The organism is Streptomyces sp. JNUCC 64, assembly GCF_054484115.1.
Window position 1 is genome coordinate 6,351,873 of record NZ_CM137015.1, and the last position, 17,561, is coordinate 6,369,433.

17 protein-coding genes are annotated in these 17,561 nt (G+C 74.8%); 7 read left to right on the forward strand and 10 right to left on the reverse strand.

The window, feature by feature from the left end; all coding sequences use genetic code 11:
• Positions 1-54: 54 nt before the first annotated feature.
• The 6 genes from ACVWNX_RS26140 to ACVWNX_RS26165 all read right to left on the reverse strand — a co-directional run bounded on the left by ACVWNX_RS26140 (position 55) and on the right by ACVWNX_RS26165 (position 5,671).
• Positions 55-1,470: an SLC13 family permease gene (locus tag ACVWNX_RS26140; protein WP_454410453.1), complete on the reverse strand. Its 1,416-nt coding sequence runs from the start codon at positions 1,468-1,470 to the stop codon at positions 55-57.
• A gap of 214 nt (positions 1,471-1,684) precedes the next feature.
• Complete coding sequence (locus tag ACVWNX_RS26145) at positions 1,685-2,347, reverse strand: response regulator transcription factor (RefSeq protein ID WP_454410455.1); 663 nt, start codon at positions 2,345-2,347, stop codon at positions 1,685-1,687.
• Positions 2,344-3,903: a sensor histidine kinase gene (locus tag ACVWNX_RS26150; protein ID WP_454410457.1), complete on the reverse strand. Its 1,560-nt coding sequence runs from the start codon at positions 3,901-3,903 to the stop codon at positions 2,344-2,346. Before ACVWNX_RS26150 ends, ACVWNX_RS26145 begins: the two co-directional genes overlap by 4 nt.
• Positions 3,848-4,297 carry a small secreted hydrophilic protein gene (locus tag ACVWNX_RS26155; RefSeq protein WP_454410459.1) on the reverse strand — a complete coding sequence of 150 codons (450 nt, stop codon included), beginning with the start codon at positions 4,295-4,297 and terminating at the stop codon, positions 3,848-3,850. Before ACVWNX_RS26155 ends, ACVWNX_RS26150 begins: the two co-directional genes overlap by 56 nt.
• 262 nt (positions 4,298-4,559) lie before the next feature.
• Positions 4,560-4,841: an Lrp/AsnC family transcriptional regulator gene (locus ACVWNX_RS26160; protein ID WP_454410461.1), complete on the reverse strand. Its 282-nt coding sequence runs from the start codon at positions 4,839-4,841 to the stop codon at positions 4,560-4,562.
• Positions 4,838-5,671: a rhomboid family intramembrane serine protease gene (locus ACVWNX_RS26165; protein ID WP_454410463.1), complete on the reverse strand. Its 834-nt coding sequence runs from the start codon at positions 5,669-5,671 to the stop codon at positions 4,838-4,840. Before ACVWNX_RS26165 ends, ACVWNX_RS26160 begins: the two co-directional genes overlap by 4 nt.
• A gap of 182 nt (positions 5,672-5,853) precedes the next feature.
• On the opposite strand from ACVWNX_RS26165, the gene ACVWNX_RS26170 reads away from it, so the two are divergent.
• From ACVWNX_RS26170 to ACVWNX_RS26195, 6 genes are all read left to right on the forward strand, one after another.
• Entirely contained in the window at positions 5,854-6,093 is a 240-nt protein-coding gene (locus ACVWNX_RS26170; RefSeq protein ID WP_385485699.1) for a hypothetical protein, read from the forward strand.
• 35 nt (positions 6,094-6,128) lie between these two features.
• Positions 6,129-7,478, forward strand: coding sequence for an NYN domain-containing protein (locus ACVWNX_RS26175; protein WP_454410465.1), 1,350 nt, complete (start codon positions 6,129-6,131; stop codon positions 7,476-7,478).
• 366 nt (positions 7,479-7,844) lie between these two features.
• On the forward strand, positions 7,845-8,990 hold the full coding sequence (locus ACVWNX_RS26180) for a C40 family peptidase (protein WP_454410467.1): 1,146 nt from the start codon (positions 7,845-7,847) through the stop codon (positions 8,988-8,990).
• Between the two features lie 403 nt (positions 8,991-9,393).
• Entirely contained in the window at positions 9,394-10,419 is a 1,026-nt protein-coding gene (locus ACVWNX_RS26185; protein ID WP_454410469.1) for a C40 family peptidase, read from the forward strand.
• A 22-nt stretch (positions 10,420-10,441) separates the two neighbouring features.
• On the forward strand, positions 10,442-11,680 hold the full coding sequence (locus ACVWNX_RS26190) for a hypothetical protein (RefSeq protein WP_454410471.1): 1,239 nt from the start codon (positions 10,442-10,444) through the stop codon (positions 11,678-11,680).
• Positions 11,681-12,231: 551 nt separating this feature from the next.
• Positions 12,232-13,374, forward strand: coding sequence for a glycosyltransferase family 4 protein (locus tag ACVWNX_RS26195; protein WP_454410473.1), 1,143 nt, complete (start codon positions 12,232-12,234; stop codon positions 13,372-13,374).
• A 128-nt stretch (positions 13,375-13,502) separates the two neighbouring features.
• On the opposite strand, the gene ACVWNX_RS26200 is transcribed toward ACVWNX_RS26195, so the two are convergent.
• On the reverse strand, positions 13,503-13,664 hold the full coding sequence (locus tag ACVWNX_RS26200) for a hypothetical protein (protein WP_454410475.1): 162 nt from the start codon (positions 13,662-13,664) through the stop codon (positions 13,503-13,505).
• 232 nt (positions 13,665-13,896) lie between these two features.
• Between ACVWNX_RS26200 and ACVWNX_RS26205 the strand changes: the two genes are divergently transcribed.
• Positions 13,897-14,307: a hypothetical protein gene (locus tag ACVWNX_RS26205; RefSeq protein WP_454410477.1), complete on the forward strand. Its 411-nt coding sequence runs from the start codon at positions 13,897-13,899 to the stop codon at positions 14,305-14,307.
• 54 nt (positions 14,308-14,361) lie between these two features.
• Here the strand turns inward: ACVWNX_RS26205 and ACVWNX_RS26210 are convergent, their stop codons facing one another.
• From ACVWNX_RS26210 to ACVWNX_RS26220, 3 genes are all read right to left on the reverse strand, one after another.
• Positions 14,362-15,639: an MFS transporter gene (locus ACVWNX_RS26210; RefSeq protein ID WP_454410479.1), complete on the reverse strand. Its 1,278-nt coding sequence runs from the start codon at positions 15,637-15,639 to the stop codon at positions 14,362-14,364.
• Positions 15,640-15,713: 74 nt separating this feature from the next.
• A complete protein-coding gene (locus ACVWNX_RS26215; RefSeq protein ID WP_454410481.1) occupies positions 15,714-16,244 on the reverse strand; it encodes a carboxymuconolactone decarboxylase family protein in 531 nt (176 codons plus the stop codon).
• A 72-nt stretch (positions 16,245-16,316) separates the two neighbouring features.
• The gene (locus ACVWNX_RS26220; RefSeq protein ID WP_454410483.1) at positions 16,317-17,300 is read right to left on the reverse strand and encodes a hypothetical protein; all 984 of its coding nucleotides are present in this window, start codon (positions 17,298-17,300) and stop codon (positions 16,317-16,319) included.
• Positions 17,301-17,561: the final 261 nt, after the last annotated feature.

Genomic DNA, 17,561 nt, shown 5'->3' on the forward strand with positions numbered 1-17,561 from the left:
TGAGGGTGAGGGTGGGCGGGCGCGAGGCCCGCGGGGAACGGCCGGGGCCGTGGGTCAGCGGGTGAGGGGGATGCCCAGCAGCGGCCACACGGCGACCGCGAACAGCAGCACCAGCGCGGCGGTCAGCGGGGCCAGGACGGCGGACATCCGGAGCAGGTCGCCCGGGGTGTAGGTCGGGACCCCGGGGATCTCGGCGTAGAGGGTGACGGGCTTGGCCGAGGCGGGGAGCGTGTGGCAGAAGCCCGCGGCGGCGGTGGAGGCGAGGGCGGCGGCCACCGGGTTGACCCCGGCGGAGGCCGCCGCCGCGACCACCAGGGGCACCAGGACGGAGGAGCGCGCCGAACGGGACTGCAGCAGCAGGTGCGCGGCGGTGGACACCACCACGATCACGGTGAGGAACAGCCACGGCGGCAGGTCCAGCGGGATGCCGCCGACCAGCCACCCGGCGGCGCCCGAGTCGGAGAGCGCCAGGCCCATCGCCATGGTCGCCGCCATGAACAGCAGCATCGACCAGGGCACCGTCTTCAGCGCGTCCTTGAGCCGGACGGTGCCGAGCGCGGGGGAGGAGGCGACGACCGCGCCGATCAGGGCGACCACGGCGGGCGGCACCCGGTGCAGCGGCTCGCTGCACCACAGGGCGATCACGGTGGCGAGCAGCAGCGCGCAGCGGGTCTCGGCGGGCTCCCAGGGGCCGATGACGGGCCGCTCGCTGTGCTCCTGGATCTGCTCGGCGGTGATGTGGACGGGGCCCTGGCGGTCGGCCCGCTTGGTGGTGGTGAACAGCACGACCTCGGCCGCCAGGTGCGAGGAGACGATCGCCAGCGGCAGCCCGACGAGCAGCCACTCGGTGAAGCCGATCCGCTCGCCCACCGCGTCCCACAGCACCGACACGGTGATCAGATGGGCGCCCGCGCCGATCAGGGTCGCCACCGCCGACAGCAGGATCACCGTCGGGAACAGCAGCGCCAGCATCACCACCAGCCGCTTGCGGTCGGCGAGGACCTTCGCCAGGGCGAGGAACACCGGCATCGCGAGGGCGGCCCGGCCGGAGGTGGCGGGCACCGCGAAGGCGGTGACGACCAGCGCGGCCGTCGTCAGGTGGACCAGCTGGCGCACATTGCCTGCGCCGCTCACCAGGAAGGCCGCGGCCCGTCCGGCGAGCCCGGTCCGTCCGACGGCGGCGGCGAGCACGAAGGCGCAGATCAGCAGCCACACGGTGTCGTCGCCGAGGGTGCCGAACAGGGCGTCGCTGCTGATCACGCCGGTGGCGGTGAGCGCGAGCCCGGCCCCGAGGGCGATGTAGGTGTCGTCGATCGGGGTGCCGATCCAGGCGCAGGTGGCCAGCGCGAAGACGGCGAGCGTGATGCGCGCGTCACCGCTCAGTCCCGGGAAGTTGCCGGGCACCACGAGCACCGCGCAGACGCTGAGGGCCACGCAGAGGGTCGCCATTTGCCGGAGGTTCACAGTCACATGAGAGAGGGTTCACCCGGGCGGTGAGCGCTCCATGAGCCGTTGATGAAAGGAACTTCACGCGGCGTCCGTCCCCTTTCGTCCCGCCCCGGACGCACCCGTCGTCCCGTTCCGGACGCGCTGTCGTCCGGGCCCCGGACGCACCCGCGCGGGGCCACCGGAGCGCGCGGGCGCGCGTTCCCGGTGACCCCGCGCGGGCGGGGGCGGACGGCGGTTACTCGGGCAGCCGGTAGCCCATGCCCCGGACGGTCTCGACCCGGTCGGCGCCCAGTTTCTTGCGCAGGGCGCGGACGTAGACGTCGACGATGTTGGAGCCGGGGTCGAAGTCGTACCCCCAGACGTGGGAGAGGATCTGCTCGCGGGACAGCACCTGGCCGGGGTGGCGCAGGAACAGCTCCAGCAGGACGAACTCCCGGGCGGTGAGGTCCACCGTGCGCTCCCCGGAACGGGCCCGGCGGGTGCGCAGGTCCAGGGTCAGCTCCCCGTTGCGCAGCACGGTGACCTCGGGGGCGCGGGCGGCGGTGCGCAGTCGCAGCCGGACCCGGGCGAGCAGTTCCTCGAAGCGGAACGGCTTGGTCATCCAGTCGTCGGCGCCGCCCTCCAGCCCGGCGACGGTGTCGCGGACCGAGTCCCGGGCGGTGAGCACGATCACCGGGACCGACACCCGCGCCTCGCGCAGCTGCCGCAGCACGGTGAAGCCGTCCTTCCCGGGCAGCCCGATGTCCAGCACGACCAGGTCGAAGCCGCCGGTGACCGCGTAGTCGTAGGCGGCCTCGCCGTCGCCGACGACGGTGGTGGTGAAGCCGTTGGAGCGCAGCCCCTTCTCGACGAAGGCGGCGATGCGCTCCTCGTCCTCCACGATGAGTATCCGGTTCACGGCAGGGCCTCCTCGGCGGGCTCGTCCAGCTCGTCCAGTACGGGCAGGAGGATGGTGTCGCCGTCGCCCTCGGCGCCCGGTCCCCCGGTGCCGCCGAAGGACAGCACGAAGGTGGCGCCGCCGCCCTCGGTGGGCCGCAGTCCGACCCGTCCGCCGTGGCCCTCGGCGATGGCCCGGACGATGGACAGCCCGAGTCCGGCGCCGGTGCTGCGGGCGCCGCGCCGGGCGGTGCCGCGCCGGAAGCGTTCGAAGATGATCTCCGCGTCCTGCGGCTGGACCCCGGGGCCGGTGTCGGCGACGAACAGTTCCACCCGGCCGTCCACGATCCGGGAGCCCAGGGTGACCTGCTGTCCGGCGACCGTGTGCTGCACGGCGTTCTGGGCGAGCTGGACCATGGCCTGGGTGATGCGCTGGGCGTCCAGCCGGACCTCGGCGTCGGCGACCGAGCCGAGCGTCCACCGCCGGTCCCCGAGGGCCCTGGCCTTGACGAACACATCGGCGGTCAGCTCGCCGAGCTGGACCGGGCCGGGGCTGACGAAGTCGGGGCGCTCGGCCTTGGCGAGCAGGAGCAGGTCCTCCACGATCCTGCTCATCCGCTCCAGTTCCTCCAGGACGATCCGGACGGTCTCCTCGCGCTCGGCGGGGTCGTCGCCCATCAGCTCCAGATGGCCCCGGACGATGGTGATCGGGGTCCGCAGCTCGTGACCGGCGTCGTCGACGAACTCCCGCTGGGCGGCGAACGCCCGCTCCAGCCGGTCGAGCATCGCGTTGAAGGTCTCGGCGAGCGCGGCGATGTCGTCGCGGCCCTGCACCGGGATGCGCCGGGTCAGGTCCTGTTCGGTGAGCTGGTCGGCGGTGGTCCGGATCAGCCGCACCGGCCGCAGGATGCGTCCGGCGACCGCCCAGCCGATGCCCGTGGTCATCAGCAGCGCCACCCCGGAGATGGCGAGCAGCATGGTGAACACGTCGTTCGCCCGGGCCTCTTCGGCGCCCGGGTGGATGGCGACGACGAACGCGGCCCGGGGCTTGCCCGGGTCGGGCTCGATGACCACCTTCGCCCAGCGCACCTCGCCCCGCGAGCGGTGCAGGGTGCCGGTGGACTCCTTGGACTCGAAGATGCTGGTCTTCGCCTCGTCGTCGTCGGCCAGCGGCTTGTCGACCCGGATCTCCCGGGGCTGGACCCGCTGGGCGGGGGTCTGTCCGGGGCGTTCGATCAGCCCCAGCAGTTCCTCGTCGGGGTCGGCGTACTGCCGCAGCAGGAACAGTTCCAGCAGCGGCACCGGATCGGTGAAGCGCTGGCCGCTCTGCGGGTCGACGCCCTGCTTGGCGAGGTTGGCGAACTCCCGGGCCTCCTGGTCGAGGAGCCCGTGGACGCGGTGGTCGGCGTCCCGCAGCAGCACCGACCGGGTCGCGAAGGCGACGGCGCCGAGCGCCACCGCCATCACCAGGAGGAGCCAGAGCAGGATGCGCAGCCGGGCGGAGACCCAGCGGCGCACCGGGTCAGCCGTCGTCACCGGAGTCGTCGTCCCCGCCGGGACCGTCATCGTCGTCGTCATCGCCGGAGGAGGCGCTCGCCGAGGGGCTGGGTGAGTTGCTGCCCGAGGGGCTGGCGGAGGTGCCCGCCGAGGTGTTCCCGGTGTTCCCGGAGGTGCCGGTGTTTCCGGAGGAACCCGTGGTGCCGGTGGTGCCCGTGGTGCCGGTGCCGGTGGTGCCGGCGGTGTTCCCGGACGTGGCGCCCTCGGGGGTCCGGGCGGGAGGCGGGGAGACCGTCTCGTCGCGGGGGACGCTGGGGGAGTCGCCCGGGGCGGCGGGGGTGCCGCTCTCCAGCTCCACCTTGGTGGGGGCCTTGCGGTCGTCCGGTGTGTCGGTGAGGGCATAGCTCGTCACCGCTATCCCGAGCGGGATGGCGACGACGGCGGCCAGGGCCGCTATGCGATGAGTGAAAACCATGGGATCGATCGTGACGAAACGAACCGGGCCGCAGGATGAGACCGGGATGAGGAATTCTTCATCTTCGGTCCGGAAGGGCCCGGCCGGAACGCGGGGTAGGGGACGGGTGGGGAGGGTGTGACGGGTGCCGCGGCCCGGCGGGGGGTGTCGCGGCCCGGCGGGGAACCGGGCGGCGGCGAGCGGAAGGTCCGGGGGAGGACCGAGGGGGCCGGGGAGGAGCGGGGAGGCCGCGAGGGGCCGGAGGAGCGGGAGGGGCCGGGGCTCAGGAGTCCAGGCCGATGGCGAACGCCGCCTCCAGGTCGTGCTGGGAGTAGGTGCGGAACGCCACATGGGTGTCGGTGGCCTCCACGCCGGGGATCTTGCTGATCCGGCCGGGGATGATCTCCGCCAGCTCCTCGTGGGCCCGGACCCGGACCATGGCGATCAGGTCGTAGGTGCCGGTGACCGAGAACACCTCGCTGACGCTGTCCAGCGCGGCGATCGCCCCGGCGATCTCGGGGATGCGGTCCACGCTGGTCTTGATGAGCACGATCGCGGTGATCACGGCTTGCTGTCTCCCTCGGTGGCCGCGGCTGGTGGTCTCACTGTAGCCCGCGTCCCGCCGGGGCCATCGGGGTCGCCGGGGCCGCACGTACCCCTCCGGTCCCGTCCGGCCCGCGCCCGCGCCCGTGCCCGGTCCCGTCCGGCCCGGGCCGCCCGCGCGGCGGGCAGTCCCAGACCGAAGCCGATCAGATGCGCGAGGTAGGCGACGCCCGGCCCCGGTCCGCTCCGGGTCGCGGCCAGCCACTGGAGCCCCACCCAGAACGGCAGCACCACCCAGGCCGGGAACCGCAACGGCAGGAAGAACAGGAACGGGAACAGACTGGTGACCCGCGCCCCGGGGAAGAGGTAGAGGAAGGCCCCGAGGACGGCGGAGATCGCCCCCGAGGCGCCCACCAGGGTCTGCGCCGAGTCGGCGTGCGCCAGCGCGTATCCGAGGAGCGCGAGGGCGCCGCAGCCCGTGTACAGCGCGAGGTACCGCAGTGAGCCCAGGCGTTTTTCGGCCATCACCCCGAAGACCTGGAGGAACAGCATGTTGCCGAGCAGATGGGCCCAGCCCCCGTGCACGAACAGGGCCGTGACGGGCGTCACCAGGGCCCGCGCCTCCCCGGCCAGCAGTTCCGCGGGGACCACCCCCCAGCGGGCGAACATCTCCCGCTGGGCCAGGAGCAGGGCGTCCCCGCTGCCGTGCGCCGCCCCGATCCCGGACGCGGGGGAGGCGACGAAGACCAGCGCGCACGAGGCGATCAGCGCGTGGGTCACCGGTGCCGCCGCCACGGTCCGGGCGATCCGGTGCGAACGCGCACCCCGTACGTCGTCCCGGGAGCCGAACATGAACAGATCATGACGGAACGGGACCGGAACCGTACGGTTGCCCCGCCGTGGCCGGGGGCCGAGCGGCGCCGCGCGCACAGGTCGTAGGGTTACCGCGACACCTGCCCTGGCGACGGGCGCACCATGGAACTGACGGGTCCCGCCGCCGCGGGCTCCGTACCCGACGGAAAGTGACGCTCACGATGACGGTTCCCCTGCCGACCGACACCACGCGGTGGCGCTGCACGCTCTGCGGCAACCTCACCCGCTTCGACGTGACCCGCTCGTCGAAGGTGGTCGAGTACGTCCACCTCGACCTCGCCGGAGAGTCGAAGGTGGAGGAGCGCGAGGTCGTCAGTGAGACCATCGAGTCGGTGCGTTGCCGTTGGTGCAACGCGCTCGACAACGTAGAACTCGTGGACAGGCCGGGCGCCGACTCCTGACGGAGCCGGCCCCGCACAGCTAGTGGGGTGGACGGATGACGGAGAGCGGAGGCGGCGCGCCGGACGACGGCGCGGCCGAGGTGCTCGACGGCCCGCTGCCCGAGGGCGTACGCCGCCGGGTCGTCCAGATCGTCTCGGACGGCTTCGGCGGGCTCACCCCGTCCGAGCTGCCGGGCGCGCTGCGGCAGTACGCCCGCTTCACCCCCAGCCGCCGCGCCAAGTTCGCGGGCAACGCGATGGCGGCCGCCGTGGAGGGCGACGCGCTGTTCCGCCAGCGCATCGCCGAGTTCCTGCGGCAGGGCCAGCCGGAGCTGGCCGAGGCCCTGGACTCGGGCTCCCCGCCGCCCGCCGCCGACCCCCTCGACGTGGCCGCCGCCGCGTACGTCCTGCGGCCCGTCGGCTGGGTCAAGCTCGTCGCCGCCGCCGGTGAGGAGGCCGAACGGGCCGACGCCGAACGCGTCGACGAGGAGGCCCGCGCCGAACTCGACCGGCTGCGCGCCGAACTCGACGGACTCCGCCACCAGACCCGTGCCGAGGCGGACCGGCTGCGCGCCGAACTGGACACCGCCCGCCGGGAGGCCGAGGCCGTCCAGCGCAAGCTGCGCGGGGCGCTGAGCGACGTCAAACGGGGCCAGGCCGAACTGCGCAAGGCGCACGCCGAGACCGAGAGCGTCCGGGCCGAGGGCCACACCCAGCTCTCCGCCGCCGAGAGCGAGACCCGGCGGCTGAAGGCCCGTCTCGGGGAGGCCGAGGCGGCCCTGGAGGCGAGCCGCCGCGCCGCCCGCGAGGGCCGCAGCGTCGAGGACATGCGGCTGCGGCTGCTGCTCGACACCGTCCTGGAGTCCGCGCAGGGGCTGCGCCGCGAACTCGCCCTGCCCCCGGTGTCGGTACGGCCTGCCGAGACCGTGGACGCCGTCGAGCCGGGCCGGATGACCCCGAAGGACATCGCGGCCCGCGCCCTGTCCGAGCACGACCCCGCGATCCTGGACCAGCTGCTGGGGCTGCCGCAGGCCCATCTGGTGGTCGACGGCTACAACGTCACCAAGACCGGCTACCCCCAGATGCCGCTGGAGAAGCAGCGGTTGCGGCTGCTGGGCCAGCTCTCCGGGCTCGCCGCGCAGACCGGGGCCGAGATCACCTGCGTCTTCGACGGCGCCGAACTCGTGGCGCCGGTGCTGCTGGCGCCCCCGCGCGGGGTGCGGGTGCTGTTCTCCAAGCCCGGGGTGACCGCCGACGAGCTGATCCGTCAGCTGGTGCGCGCCGAACCCCCCGGCCGTCCGGTCATCGTGGCCTCCACGGACCGCGAGGTGGCGGACGGGGTGGCCCGGGTGGGGGCGCGTCCGGTGGCCTCCGCGATGCTCCTCAAGCGGCTCTCGCGCGGCTGACTCCGCACCGGCCGGGGCGCGCCGCCCGTGCCCGTCCCCTAGCGGCTCCCGCCCGGCCGACTCCCGGACGCCGCGCGTCGGTTGTGTCCTTTGTGACCTTTCTGTCGCGTTCAGGGTCATGTGACGCCCTTGGCGCTCCTTGTCCGCGACGTACGGTCAGCCCGGCATCACCACTCGTGAGTTATGTGTAAAGAATGCCGGTGGCGATCGAGAATTTTCCGGTGAGGATTTGAACTGATCACAAGGGGGTCACTAAGGTCGGGCGTCGAACCTCCGCTCGGGTGATCGCTCAACGGGAGCGACGGTGGAGGGGCACCGCCCACCGGCGAATCGGTAGGCGGCTGAGGGAAGAAGGAGCTCGCCTCCGTGGCGTCCCACCGTCGACCGAAGCAGCCGAGCCGCGCCCGTGTGACCGTGCTCACCGCGACCGCCGCCGCGGCCGTCGCGCTCACCTCCCAGACCGCTCAGGCCGCCCCCAGCGAGAAGCCCACCAAGGACGAGGTCAAGTCCAAGGTGGACAAGCTCTACCAGGAGGCGGAGCAGGCCACCGAGAAGTTCAACGGGGCCAAGGAGAAGCAGCGGAAACTGGAGAAGGAGATCGACACCCTCCAGGACAAGGTCGCCCGCGGCCAGGACGAGGTCAACGAGCTGCGCTCCGGCCTCGGCTCCCTCGCCAGCGCCCAGTACCGCAGCGGCGGCATCGACCCGTCGCTCCAGCTCTTCCTCTCCGCCGACCCGGACAGCTACCTGGACAAGGCGTCCGCCCTGGACCAGCTCAGCGGCAAGCAGGTCGAGTCGCTGAGTGTCATCCAGGAGAAGCAGCGCGCCCTGGCCCAGCAGCGCCAGGAGGCCGGGGCCAAGCTCAAGGACCTCGCCGACACCCGTACCGAACTCGGCGACAAGAAGCGCGAGGTGCAGGGCAAGCTCGCCGAGGCGCAGAAGCTCCTCAACTCGCTGACCGCCGCCGAGAAGGCCGCGCTGGAGGCGGCGGAGCAGCGCGCCAGCCGCGCCAGCGAGCGCACGGCCCTCAAGGCGCAGGAGAAGGCCGCCGCGTCCGAGTCGAAGTCCGCTTCCGGCTCCACGTCCAAGAAGAGCGGCTCCGGCGGCTCCGGCGAGAGCGCCAAGGCCGGTGGCGGCGGCCAGAGCTCCGACAAGCCGGTCTCGGCCCGCGCCTCCTCCGCCTACGCCGCCGCGCAGAGCAAGGTCGGCCGCCCGTACGTCTACGGCGCCAGCGGCCCCAGCTCCTTCGACTGCTCCGGACTCACCTCCTGGTCCTTCGCCCAGGTCAACCAGTCCATCCCGCGCACCTCGCAGGCCCAGGCGCAGATCGGCACCCGGATCAACTCGCAGAGCGATCTGCGCGTCGGCGACCTGGTGTTCTTCTACTCCGACCTGCACCACGTCGGCTTCTACGCGGGCAACGGCCAGGTCCTGCACGCCCCCCGCACCGGAGCGGTCGTGCGCTACGAGTCCATCAACAACATGCCGTACATGTTCGGCGTGCGCGTCTGACGCGCGCCCGCTCCGGCGCTCGCGCCCCCTCTTCGGAAACCCGCCGCCGCCCGTGGACCCCGACCGGTCCACGGGCGGCGGCGCGTTCACGTCCGGCCGCCGGAGCCGGAGCCGGGTCCGCCGGGTACGGGAACGGGCCGGGCGAACCGTCTCCTCCGCGCCGCGACATCCCTCCGATCGGGCGAAATCCAGGATTCCCCGCTGACCCCCCGTCCCACGCGTGACCTGCGTCTGCGAGGGGTCGTCACCGTGCGTGCACGGGGCGGTCGTTGGCCGTGACCACGTCCCCCGGCTACTGTCGGCGCGCGTTCCCCGCCCCCGGGGGACGACAAGACGACGAACGGCACGCCGCGGGCACCCCACGGCGCGCCGGTCCGCCGACAGCGAAGGAGTGCGGCAGCCCGTGGGGACCCATCGCCGCCCAGCGGAACCCGGACCCGACCGGGCCGCCCGCGCCACCGTCCTGACCGCCGCCGCGGCCACCGCGGCGGCGGCCCTCGTCGCGCCCCCCGCGACCGCCGCGCCCCGGGACACCCCGGCCGCGACCCGGGCCGAGATCGCCCGGCTGTTCGCCCGGGTCGAACGCGCCACCGAGGAGTACAACCGGGCCGGGGAGCGCGCCGACCGGCTGCGCGCCACCGCGAACTCCGCCCGCGACCGCGCCGCCCGGGGCCAGGAACGCGTCAACGCCCTGCGCGGCACCCTCGGCGCGCTCGCCGGGGCCCAGTACCGCTCCGGGACGGTCGCCCCCGTGGTGGAGCTGATGCTCGCCGCGGACCCCGAGTCCTACCTCGACCGGGCCGCCGCCCTCGCCCACGCCGGAGGCCTCCAGGCCGGGGAACTCCGACGGCTGGAGGGCGCCCGGCGCGACCTCGCCCGGGAACGGGCCGGGGCCCTGCGCGCCCTCACCGAACTGGAACGCGGCCGGGCCGACGTGGCCCGCCGCAAACGGGTCGTCGAACGCCAGCTCGCCGAGGCCCGACGGCTCCTCAACACCCTCACCCGGGCCCAGCGCGACGCCTACGACCGGGCCTCCCGCTCCGGCCGCGACACCCTCGCCCCGCCCGGCACCACCGCCCCCTCCGACCGCGCCGCGACCGCCGTCGCCGCCGCCCGCTCCGCCCTCGGCCGCCCCTACGTCTGGGGCGCCAACGGGCCCACCGGATTCGACTGTTCGGGGCTGACCCAGTGGGCGTACGCCCGCGCCGGGGTCGCGCTGCCGCGCACCTCCCAGGCCCAGCGGTTCGCCGGACGGCGGGTCGCGCTCTCCGAGGCCCGCCCCGGCGACCTCGTCGCCTACCGGGACGACGCCAGCCACATCGGCATGTACGTGGGCGGCGGCCAGGTGGTGCACGCCCCCTACCCCGGCGCGGCGGTCCGCTACGACCCGGTCGGGATGATGCCCGTCTCCTCGGTGACCCGGGTCTGACCCGGCCCCGTACCCTCTGAGCATGGCGGGGCAGGGGCACGGCGCGCGACGGCGGTCCGTGCTGCGCGCCACGGCGGCGGCCCTCGTCCCCCTCGGCGGCGCGGCCGCCTGCGCCGGGCCCGCCCCGCCGGGCGCGCTGAGCGCCGACCGCGCGCAGCGCCTCCTCGACCGCCGGGCCCGGGCCCTGCTCACCCGGGACGCCGCCGGGTACCGGGCCACCACCGACCCCGGCCCGGACGGCGGCGCCCCGCCCGCCGACCCCGTCTACGACCGGCTGGCCGCGGTGCCGCTGCGCTCCTGGACCTACCGGGTGACCTCGGTCCGCGCGGAGGGCGACGGGGACCGGGCCACCGTTCGCGCGGACCGGGGCCACCGGATCGCGGACCTCGACCCGGCGCCGGTCGTCAGCGCCCGGGTGCTCGACCTCAGACGCCGCGCCGGGCGCTGGTACGTCGCCGCCGACCGGCCCGCCGAGGGGGCGCCGCGCCAGCTGTGGGAACAGGGTCCCGTCGAGGTGGTCCGGGGCGAGCGGTCGCTGGTCCTGGGCTCGGCCGGGGACCGGGCCCGGCTCACCGAGCTGGCCGGACTCGCGGACCGCGCGGTCCCGGCGGTCGCCGCCGCCTGGGACGGCGACCGGTCCCGGCGGCTGCTGGTCCTCGTCCCCGGCACCCTCACCGCGATGGGGCGGCTGCTGGGCGCGCCCGCCGACGGCTACCGGGGGATCGCCGCCGTCACCACCGGCCGCGTCGGCGGCGAGGGCCCCGCCGACCGGATCGTGGTCAACCCCGAGACGTACCCGGCGCTCGGCGCCTTCGGACGGCAGGCCGTCCTCACCCATGAGGCCACCCATGTCGCCACCCGCGCCCACACCTCGGCGGCCACCCCGCTGTGGCTCTCCGAGGGGTACGCCGACTGGGTGGCCTACCGGGCGGAGCCCGACGGGGACGCCCCCCGGCTCGCCCCCGAACTGGCGCGGGCGGTCCGCGACGGCCGGGTGCCCGGACGGCTGCCCGGGGACGACGACTTCGGGTTCGGCCAGGACCCGGCCCGGCTCGCCCGTGCCTACGAGGGCGGCTGGCTGGCCTGCGAGACGGCCGGGGAACGGTGGGGCGCGGCCCGGCTGAACGCCCTCTACCGGGCGGTCGGCGCCCGGGAGCGGCGCGAGGGCGCGGCCGACGCGGCGCTGCGGGAGGTGTGCGGGGTCTCCGAGGAGGAGTTCACCGGGCTGTGGCGGACCTATCTGCGGCGGGTGCTGGGCTGAGGCCGCCCGCCCTCCGGCGCTTGCGGGGACGGGGACGGTCCGGTGCCGTGCGGTCCGGTCCCTCAGGTGGGTTCCGCCGGTACGAGACGGTCCGATGGCACGGCCCGGGGCCTGCGGGTACGGGACCGTCCGACGGTGCGGCCCTGGGCCTGCGGGTAGCAGGATCGTCCGACGGCGCCGCCCGGGGCCTGCGGGTACGGGGACGGGGGACCGGTCCCGTCGGGTACGGGCCTCGCCGGTGCGGGGACGGGTCGTTTCCGTCGCGGGCGCGGGCGCGGGCGCGGGGGACGGGCGCCGGGGAGGGGTGCGACGTCACGGGTGCCGGTCCTTCCGCCGGGCGCGGGGCACGGGTCCGGCGCGTAAGGGCGCAGACGGTTCCGCCGGGCGCCGGTTCTCCGGTCCCGCGCGGGCGCGTGCGTGCCGGTGTCGGTCCGTCGCGCGGTCCCGGCGGGCGGGGCGGCGGAACGGGCCGGGCCGCCGCGACGGGCCGGTGGTGGGCGGCCGGGCGCCGGGGCGCGGGCGCGCGGGGCGGTTCGGTACTGTCGACGCCGATGCGAAAGACCCTGATCGTCACGAACGACTTCCCGCCCCGGCCCGGTGGTATCCAGGCGTTCCTCCACAACATGGCCCTACGGCTGGACCCCGACCGGATCGTCGTCTACGCCTCCACCTGGAAGCGGAGCCGCGAGGGCGTCGAGGCCACCGCCGCCTTCGACGCGGAACAGCCCTTCACCGTCGTCCGCGACCGCACCACCATGCTGCTGCCGACCCCGCGCGTCACCCGCCGGGCCACCGGGCTGCTGCGGGAACACGGCTGCGAGTCGGTGTGGTTCGGGGCCGCCGCCCCGCTGGGACTGATGGCGCCCGCGCTGCGCGCCGCCGGGGCGAAGCGGCTGGTGGCCACCACCCACGGGCACGAGGCGGGCTGGGCGCAACTGCCCGCGTCCCGTCAGCTGCTGCGCCGTATCGGGGAGTCCACGGACACCCTCACCTACCTCGGCGAGTACACCCGTTCGCGCATCGCCGCCGCGCTGACGCCCGCCGCCGCGGCCCGGATGGTCCAGCTGCCGCCCGGTGTCGACGAGAAGACCTTCCACCCCGGTTCGGGCGGCGACCTGGTCCGGGAGCGGCTGGGCCTCGCGGACCGGCCGGTGGTGGTCTGCGTCTCCCGGCTGGTGCCCCGCAAGGGCCAGGACACCCTGATCGAGGCGATGCCCCGGGTGCTGGCCGCCGTCCCGGACGCGGTGCTGCTGGTGGTCGGCGGCGGTCCGTACGAGAAGGACCTGCGACGGCTCGCGGTGAGCGCGGGGGTCGCGGACTCGGTGCGGTTCACCGGCTCGGTGCCCTGGTCGGAGCTGCCCGCGCACTACGGGGCCGGTGACGTCTTCGCCATGCCGTGCCGCACCCGGCGGGGCGGGCTGGACGTCGAGGGCCTCGGGATCGTGTACCTGGAGGCGTCCGCGACCGGGCTGCCGGTGATCGCCGGGGACTCCGGCGGCGCCCCGGACGCCGTCCTGGACGGGGAGACCGGCTGGGTGGTGCGCGGCGGACGGCCCGAGGAGGCCGCCGACCGGATCGTCACCCTGCTCGGCGACCCGGAGCTGCGGCGGCGGATGGGGGAGCGGGGCCGGGCCTGGGTCGAGGAGCGCTGGCGCTGGGACCTGCTCGCCGAACGCCTCCGGGAACTGCTCTGACCCTCCGTCCGGCCGGGCGTCCTCACGGCGTCCTCCGGTCCGGTGTCCGCGCGGCTCCCCGCCCGGCCCGGAGCCCTCACGACGTCCGCCCGGACCGCCGCGCGGTCCGGGCGGACGGCCGTCGTGCCTCAGCCGACGAAGTCGGCCTTGTTCATGGCGCTCACCGAGGAGGACGGCCGCTCCCCCGGGATGAGCATCTTCGCGATCTGCCCGGCCGCTCCGATGAGGGCGGCCGAGGCGATCAGCCCGGCGAGGGCGAGCGAGAGACGACGGACGGTCCTGGACCCCATGGAAACCCCCTGGGACGACGGGCCGCCGTGGACGTGACCGGGCGGCGGCCTCCGCGCCACCGCCGCACCGACGGTGACACCGCCGTGACGGCGGCACTGGGGACAGTAGGGCGCGGGGCGGGGCTCCGCCAGCCCTTCCGGGGGCTTCCGGGGGCTTTCGGCGCCCGGTCGTGGGGCGTTCCCCCGGCGGTCGGGCCCTGACTTCCGGCGGAACGGCTCCTAGAGTGGGGCGATGGTGTCACGGGGGTTGTTGTTCCTGGGGTTCTTCCTCGCGCTCGGCGGGGTGGTCTTCGGAGTGTCCGAGCTGATCTCGCTGCCCGGCTGCCCGGGTCCGGACGAGGGCAGACGTCGCTGCGAGGCGCCACCGGGCCTGGTGCGGCAGTTCGTCACGGGGTTCGGCGCGGTCTTCGGCGGCGCCGGAGCCCTGGTGGCGTCCTGCGTCGTCTTCACGCGCGTCCTGGAGGGGTGGCCCCTGCTGGGCATGCCCACGGGGGTGCTGGTGGCCGCCGTGGTGGCCTGGCCGTCGGAGGTGGGCGCCGCGTTCACCGGGCTGGTGGCGGTGGCGGGCGTCGTCTCGGTGCTTCTGGCCTGGATCATGTGGCGGACGGTGCCGGTGCTGCGGGCCAACGCCGCGAGCCGGTGACGGGACCGTACGGCTGGCGTACGGTCCCGTCACCGGCGGGGGCGGAACGGTTCCTCAGGCGGCCTTGGAGAGGGCCGACCGGTCCGTGAGGGACGCGGTCCGGACCCGCGTCGCCGGGGCGGTGGCCGGGGCCCGTCGTCCGTCGTGGCGCGGCCACAGCAGGAGGGCGCCGGCGGTGCCGGTCGCGGCGAGGGCCGCGAGGAGGGACCAGGTGAGGGTGAAGCCCGTGTGGGTGCCGAGCCAGCCCGCCACGGGGTAGGTGACCAGCCAGGCCAGGTGGGAGAGGGAGAACTGGGCGGCGAAGGCCCCGGGGATCTCGTGGGGTTCGACCGAGGAGCGCAGGACGGTTCCGGTCGGGGTGATGACCAGGGCCATGCCGACGCCGATCACGGCCCAGACGATCGCCGTACCGGTCCAGCCGGCCAGTCCGGTCGAGACGAGGGCCACCGCGGCGACCGTGCCGCCGACGAGGACACCGGCGCCGGTCACCATCACGGTGCGGGCGGCGACCCGGTCGAGCACCTTGGGCAGGGCGAGGGCGGCCAGAAGGGTTCCGCCGCCGGAGGCGGCGAGCATCCACCCGACGTCCGACTGCGAGCCGCCGAGTCCGTCCCGGACGTGGTTGACGGTGTTGACGATGACGATCGAACCCGCCGCCGCGACCACCAGGTTGAGCGCCATCACCCCGCGCAGCCGGGGGGTCCTGAAGAACGTCCTGATCCCGCCCGCGGCCTTCTCCCACACCCCGGTGCGGGCGCTGGGACGGGCGTCGGGGAGGCGGGTCGGCAGGATGAGCAGGGCGGAGAGCAGGAATCCGGCGGAGGTGCCCAGGAACAGCAGGTCGAAGCTGATGAACGCGAGGGCGAGGGCCGCGAGGACCGGGCTGAGCAGGCTCTCCATGGTGGAGGCGACCTGGGAGGCGGACAGGGCCCGGGTGTAGGCGGACGCGTCGGTGACCACGTCCGGGATGACGGCCTGGAAGGCCGGGGTGAACGTCGCCGACGCGGCCTGGAGCAGTCCGATCAGGACGTAGACGTGCCAGACCTCGCTGACCAGCGGCAGGGCCAGCACCACCGCGGCGCGTACCACGTCCAGCAGGACCAGCAGGGTCCTGCGGGGGAAGCGGCCGACGTACGCGGCGGCCAGCGGGGCGATCACCACGTACATGACCATCTTGACGGTGAGGGCGGTGCCGAGGACGGTACCGGCGTCCGGTCCCGCGAGGTCGTAGGCGAGCAGTCCGAGGGCCACGGTCGTCAGTCCGGTGCCGAACAGGGCGATGATCTGGGCGCTGAACAGATAGCGGTAGTCGCGGATGGCGAACAGGCTCATGACGGGTTCCTCTGGGTCCGTGCGGCGGGCCCCGGGTCGGGGGCCGCGCCCCGTGCCGGAGTGCGGGGGTGTCGTTACGCATGGGTGCCGCCCTCCGGGGAGAGGCCGGCGAGCAGGTTGAAGGAGCCGGTGAGGACGTTGAGGGCGACGACGCCCACCACGTCGGCGATCACCCGGTCGCCGTGGCCGTGCTCGCGCAGTGCGGCGATGTGCTCGTCGGTGATCGAGGCCGGCTCGCGGTGGATCCGCAGGGCGAGGGCGATGAGCGCGGCGGTCGCGGGATCGGCCGAGGTGCCCTGGTGGGCCCGGGCGATCTCGTCCTCGTCCACGCCCAGCGCGCGGGCGGCGTCGACGTGGGCGTCGAGACAGAGCCGACAGCCCTGCCGGGCCTGGACGGCGATCGAGATCCGTTCGCTGGTCGCCCGGGGCAGCTTGGCCCGGCCCATGGCCCGGCTGAGCTGGAGGTAGCCGCCGAGGACGGCAGGCGAGTGGGCCATCGTGGCGACCATGTCGCCGACGCTCCCGTGGCGGGAGACCAGTTCGGCGAGGAGGTCGCGCGAGGCGCCGACCGCCGTGTCGGGGGTGAGCGGGGTCAGACGGGGCATGACGGTCCTTCCGGCGTGGAGGGCCGGGGCGGCGGGGCACCCGATGCGTCGGGCGCCCCCCGGCCGTGCCGCTCAGTGGTGTGCATGGTGCGCGTGCTGGCCGTGGTCGTCCTGCTGGTGGCCGTGGTGCGGGTTGTGCGGGTGGTGTGCGTGGTGCTCGTCGGCGGGCGGCGGGGTGGTGGCCCGGACCGTGAACTCGGCGGTGCGGACCACGCCGTCGTGCTGGAAGTCCAGGTAGAGGCGGTAGGTCCCGGCCGAGGGCGCGGCGGCCATGAAGGTGATCCCGGGGCCCGGCTCGGTCACGCCGTCGCCGGGCGCGCCCTCCGGGTGGACGTGGAGGTAGCCCAGGTCGCCGACGCGCAGGGCCACCAGGTGTCCGTACGCGCCCAGGTAGGGCTGCAGATCGGTGACGGGACGTCCGTCCTTGCTGACGGTGAGCGTCAGATCGCTCGCCCCGGCGGGCGTGAGGTCTCCGTCGAGGGTGACGGTGTACCCGTCGACCCGCGCGGTGCGGGTGTCCCCGGGCACCGGGCGGGGGTCGTACGCTCCCGCGACCGAGGCGTCGACGCCCAGCGTCAGGGTCCCGTCGTGGCCGGCCGGGTGGATGTCCGCGAAGAACCTCCAGGCTCCCGGCGTCAGGTCCACCCCGACGCTCCAGGTGCCCTCCCCGTCCCGTACCGGGTGCACGTGCTGGAACCCGGTGGTGTCCCGTCGGACGGCGATGAGGTGCAGTTCCTTCTCGTGCTCGGGGACGTACTGGGTCACCGGCCGTCCGTCGGGTCCGGTCACCCGGAAGCTGACGGTCTGGGGTCCGGCGGGGAGGACCGTCGCGTCGAATTCGAGGGTGTAACCGCCCTCGGAGACCGCCAGCCCGCCCGGGCGGGCTCCACCGTGGCCGCTGTGGGCGCCGTGACCGGCGTGGGAACCGTGGTCGCCCTGGCCGTGGGCGCCGTGACCGTCGTGGTGGGTCGTGCTGTGGCCGGAAGTGCTGTTCATCGTGGTCTCCACCCGTGTGATGCGCCTTTCGGCGCCGTCCTCGTTCTCTGAGAACAGCATACCCCCCCGGGGTATTTCCGCAAGGGGTTTCCCGGAGCGGAAGGATCATCGATGGCACTTCCCTCGCGGGCGCCCTGGCGGTCTGCGGTGGACGTCGCGGGCACCGGTCGGCGATCCGCCCCGCGCACCGCCGATACACATCCGAAACGCGGTCGTGCGGCACCCGAAGCGGACCCCTGACCGCCCGGAAGCGCGCCTCCCGCAGGCTGTGCCGGGCACCCGGTCCCGGGTGCCCGTGACGACAGGGAGCATGTGCCGTGC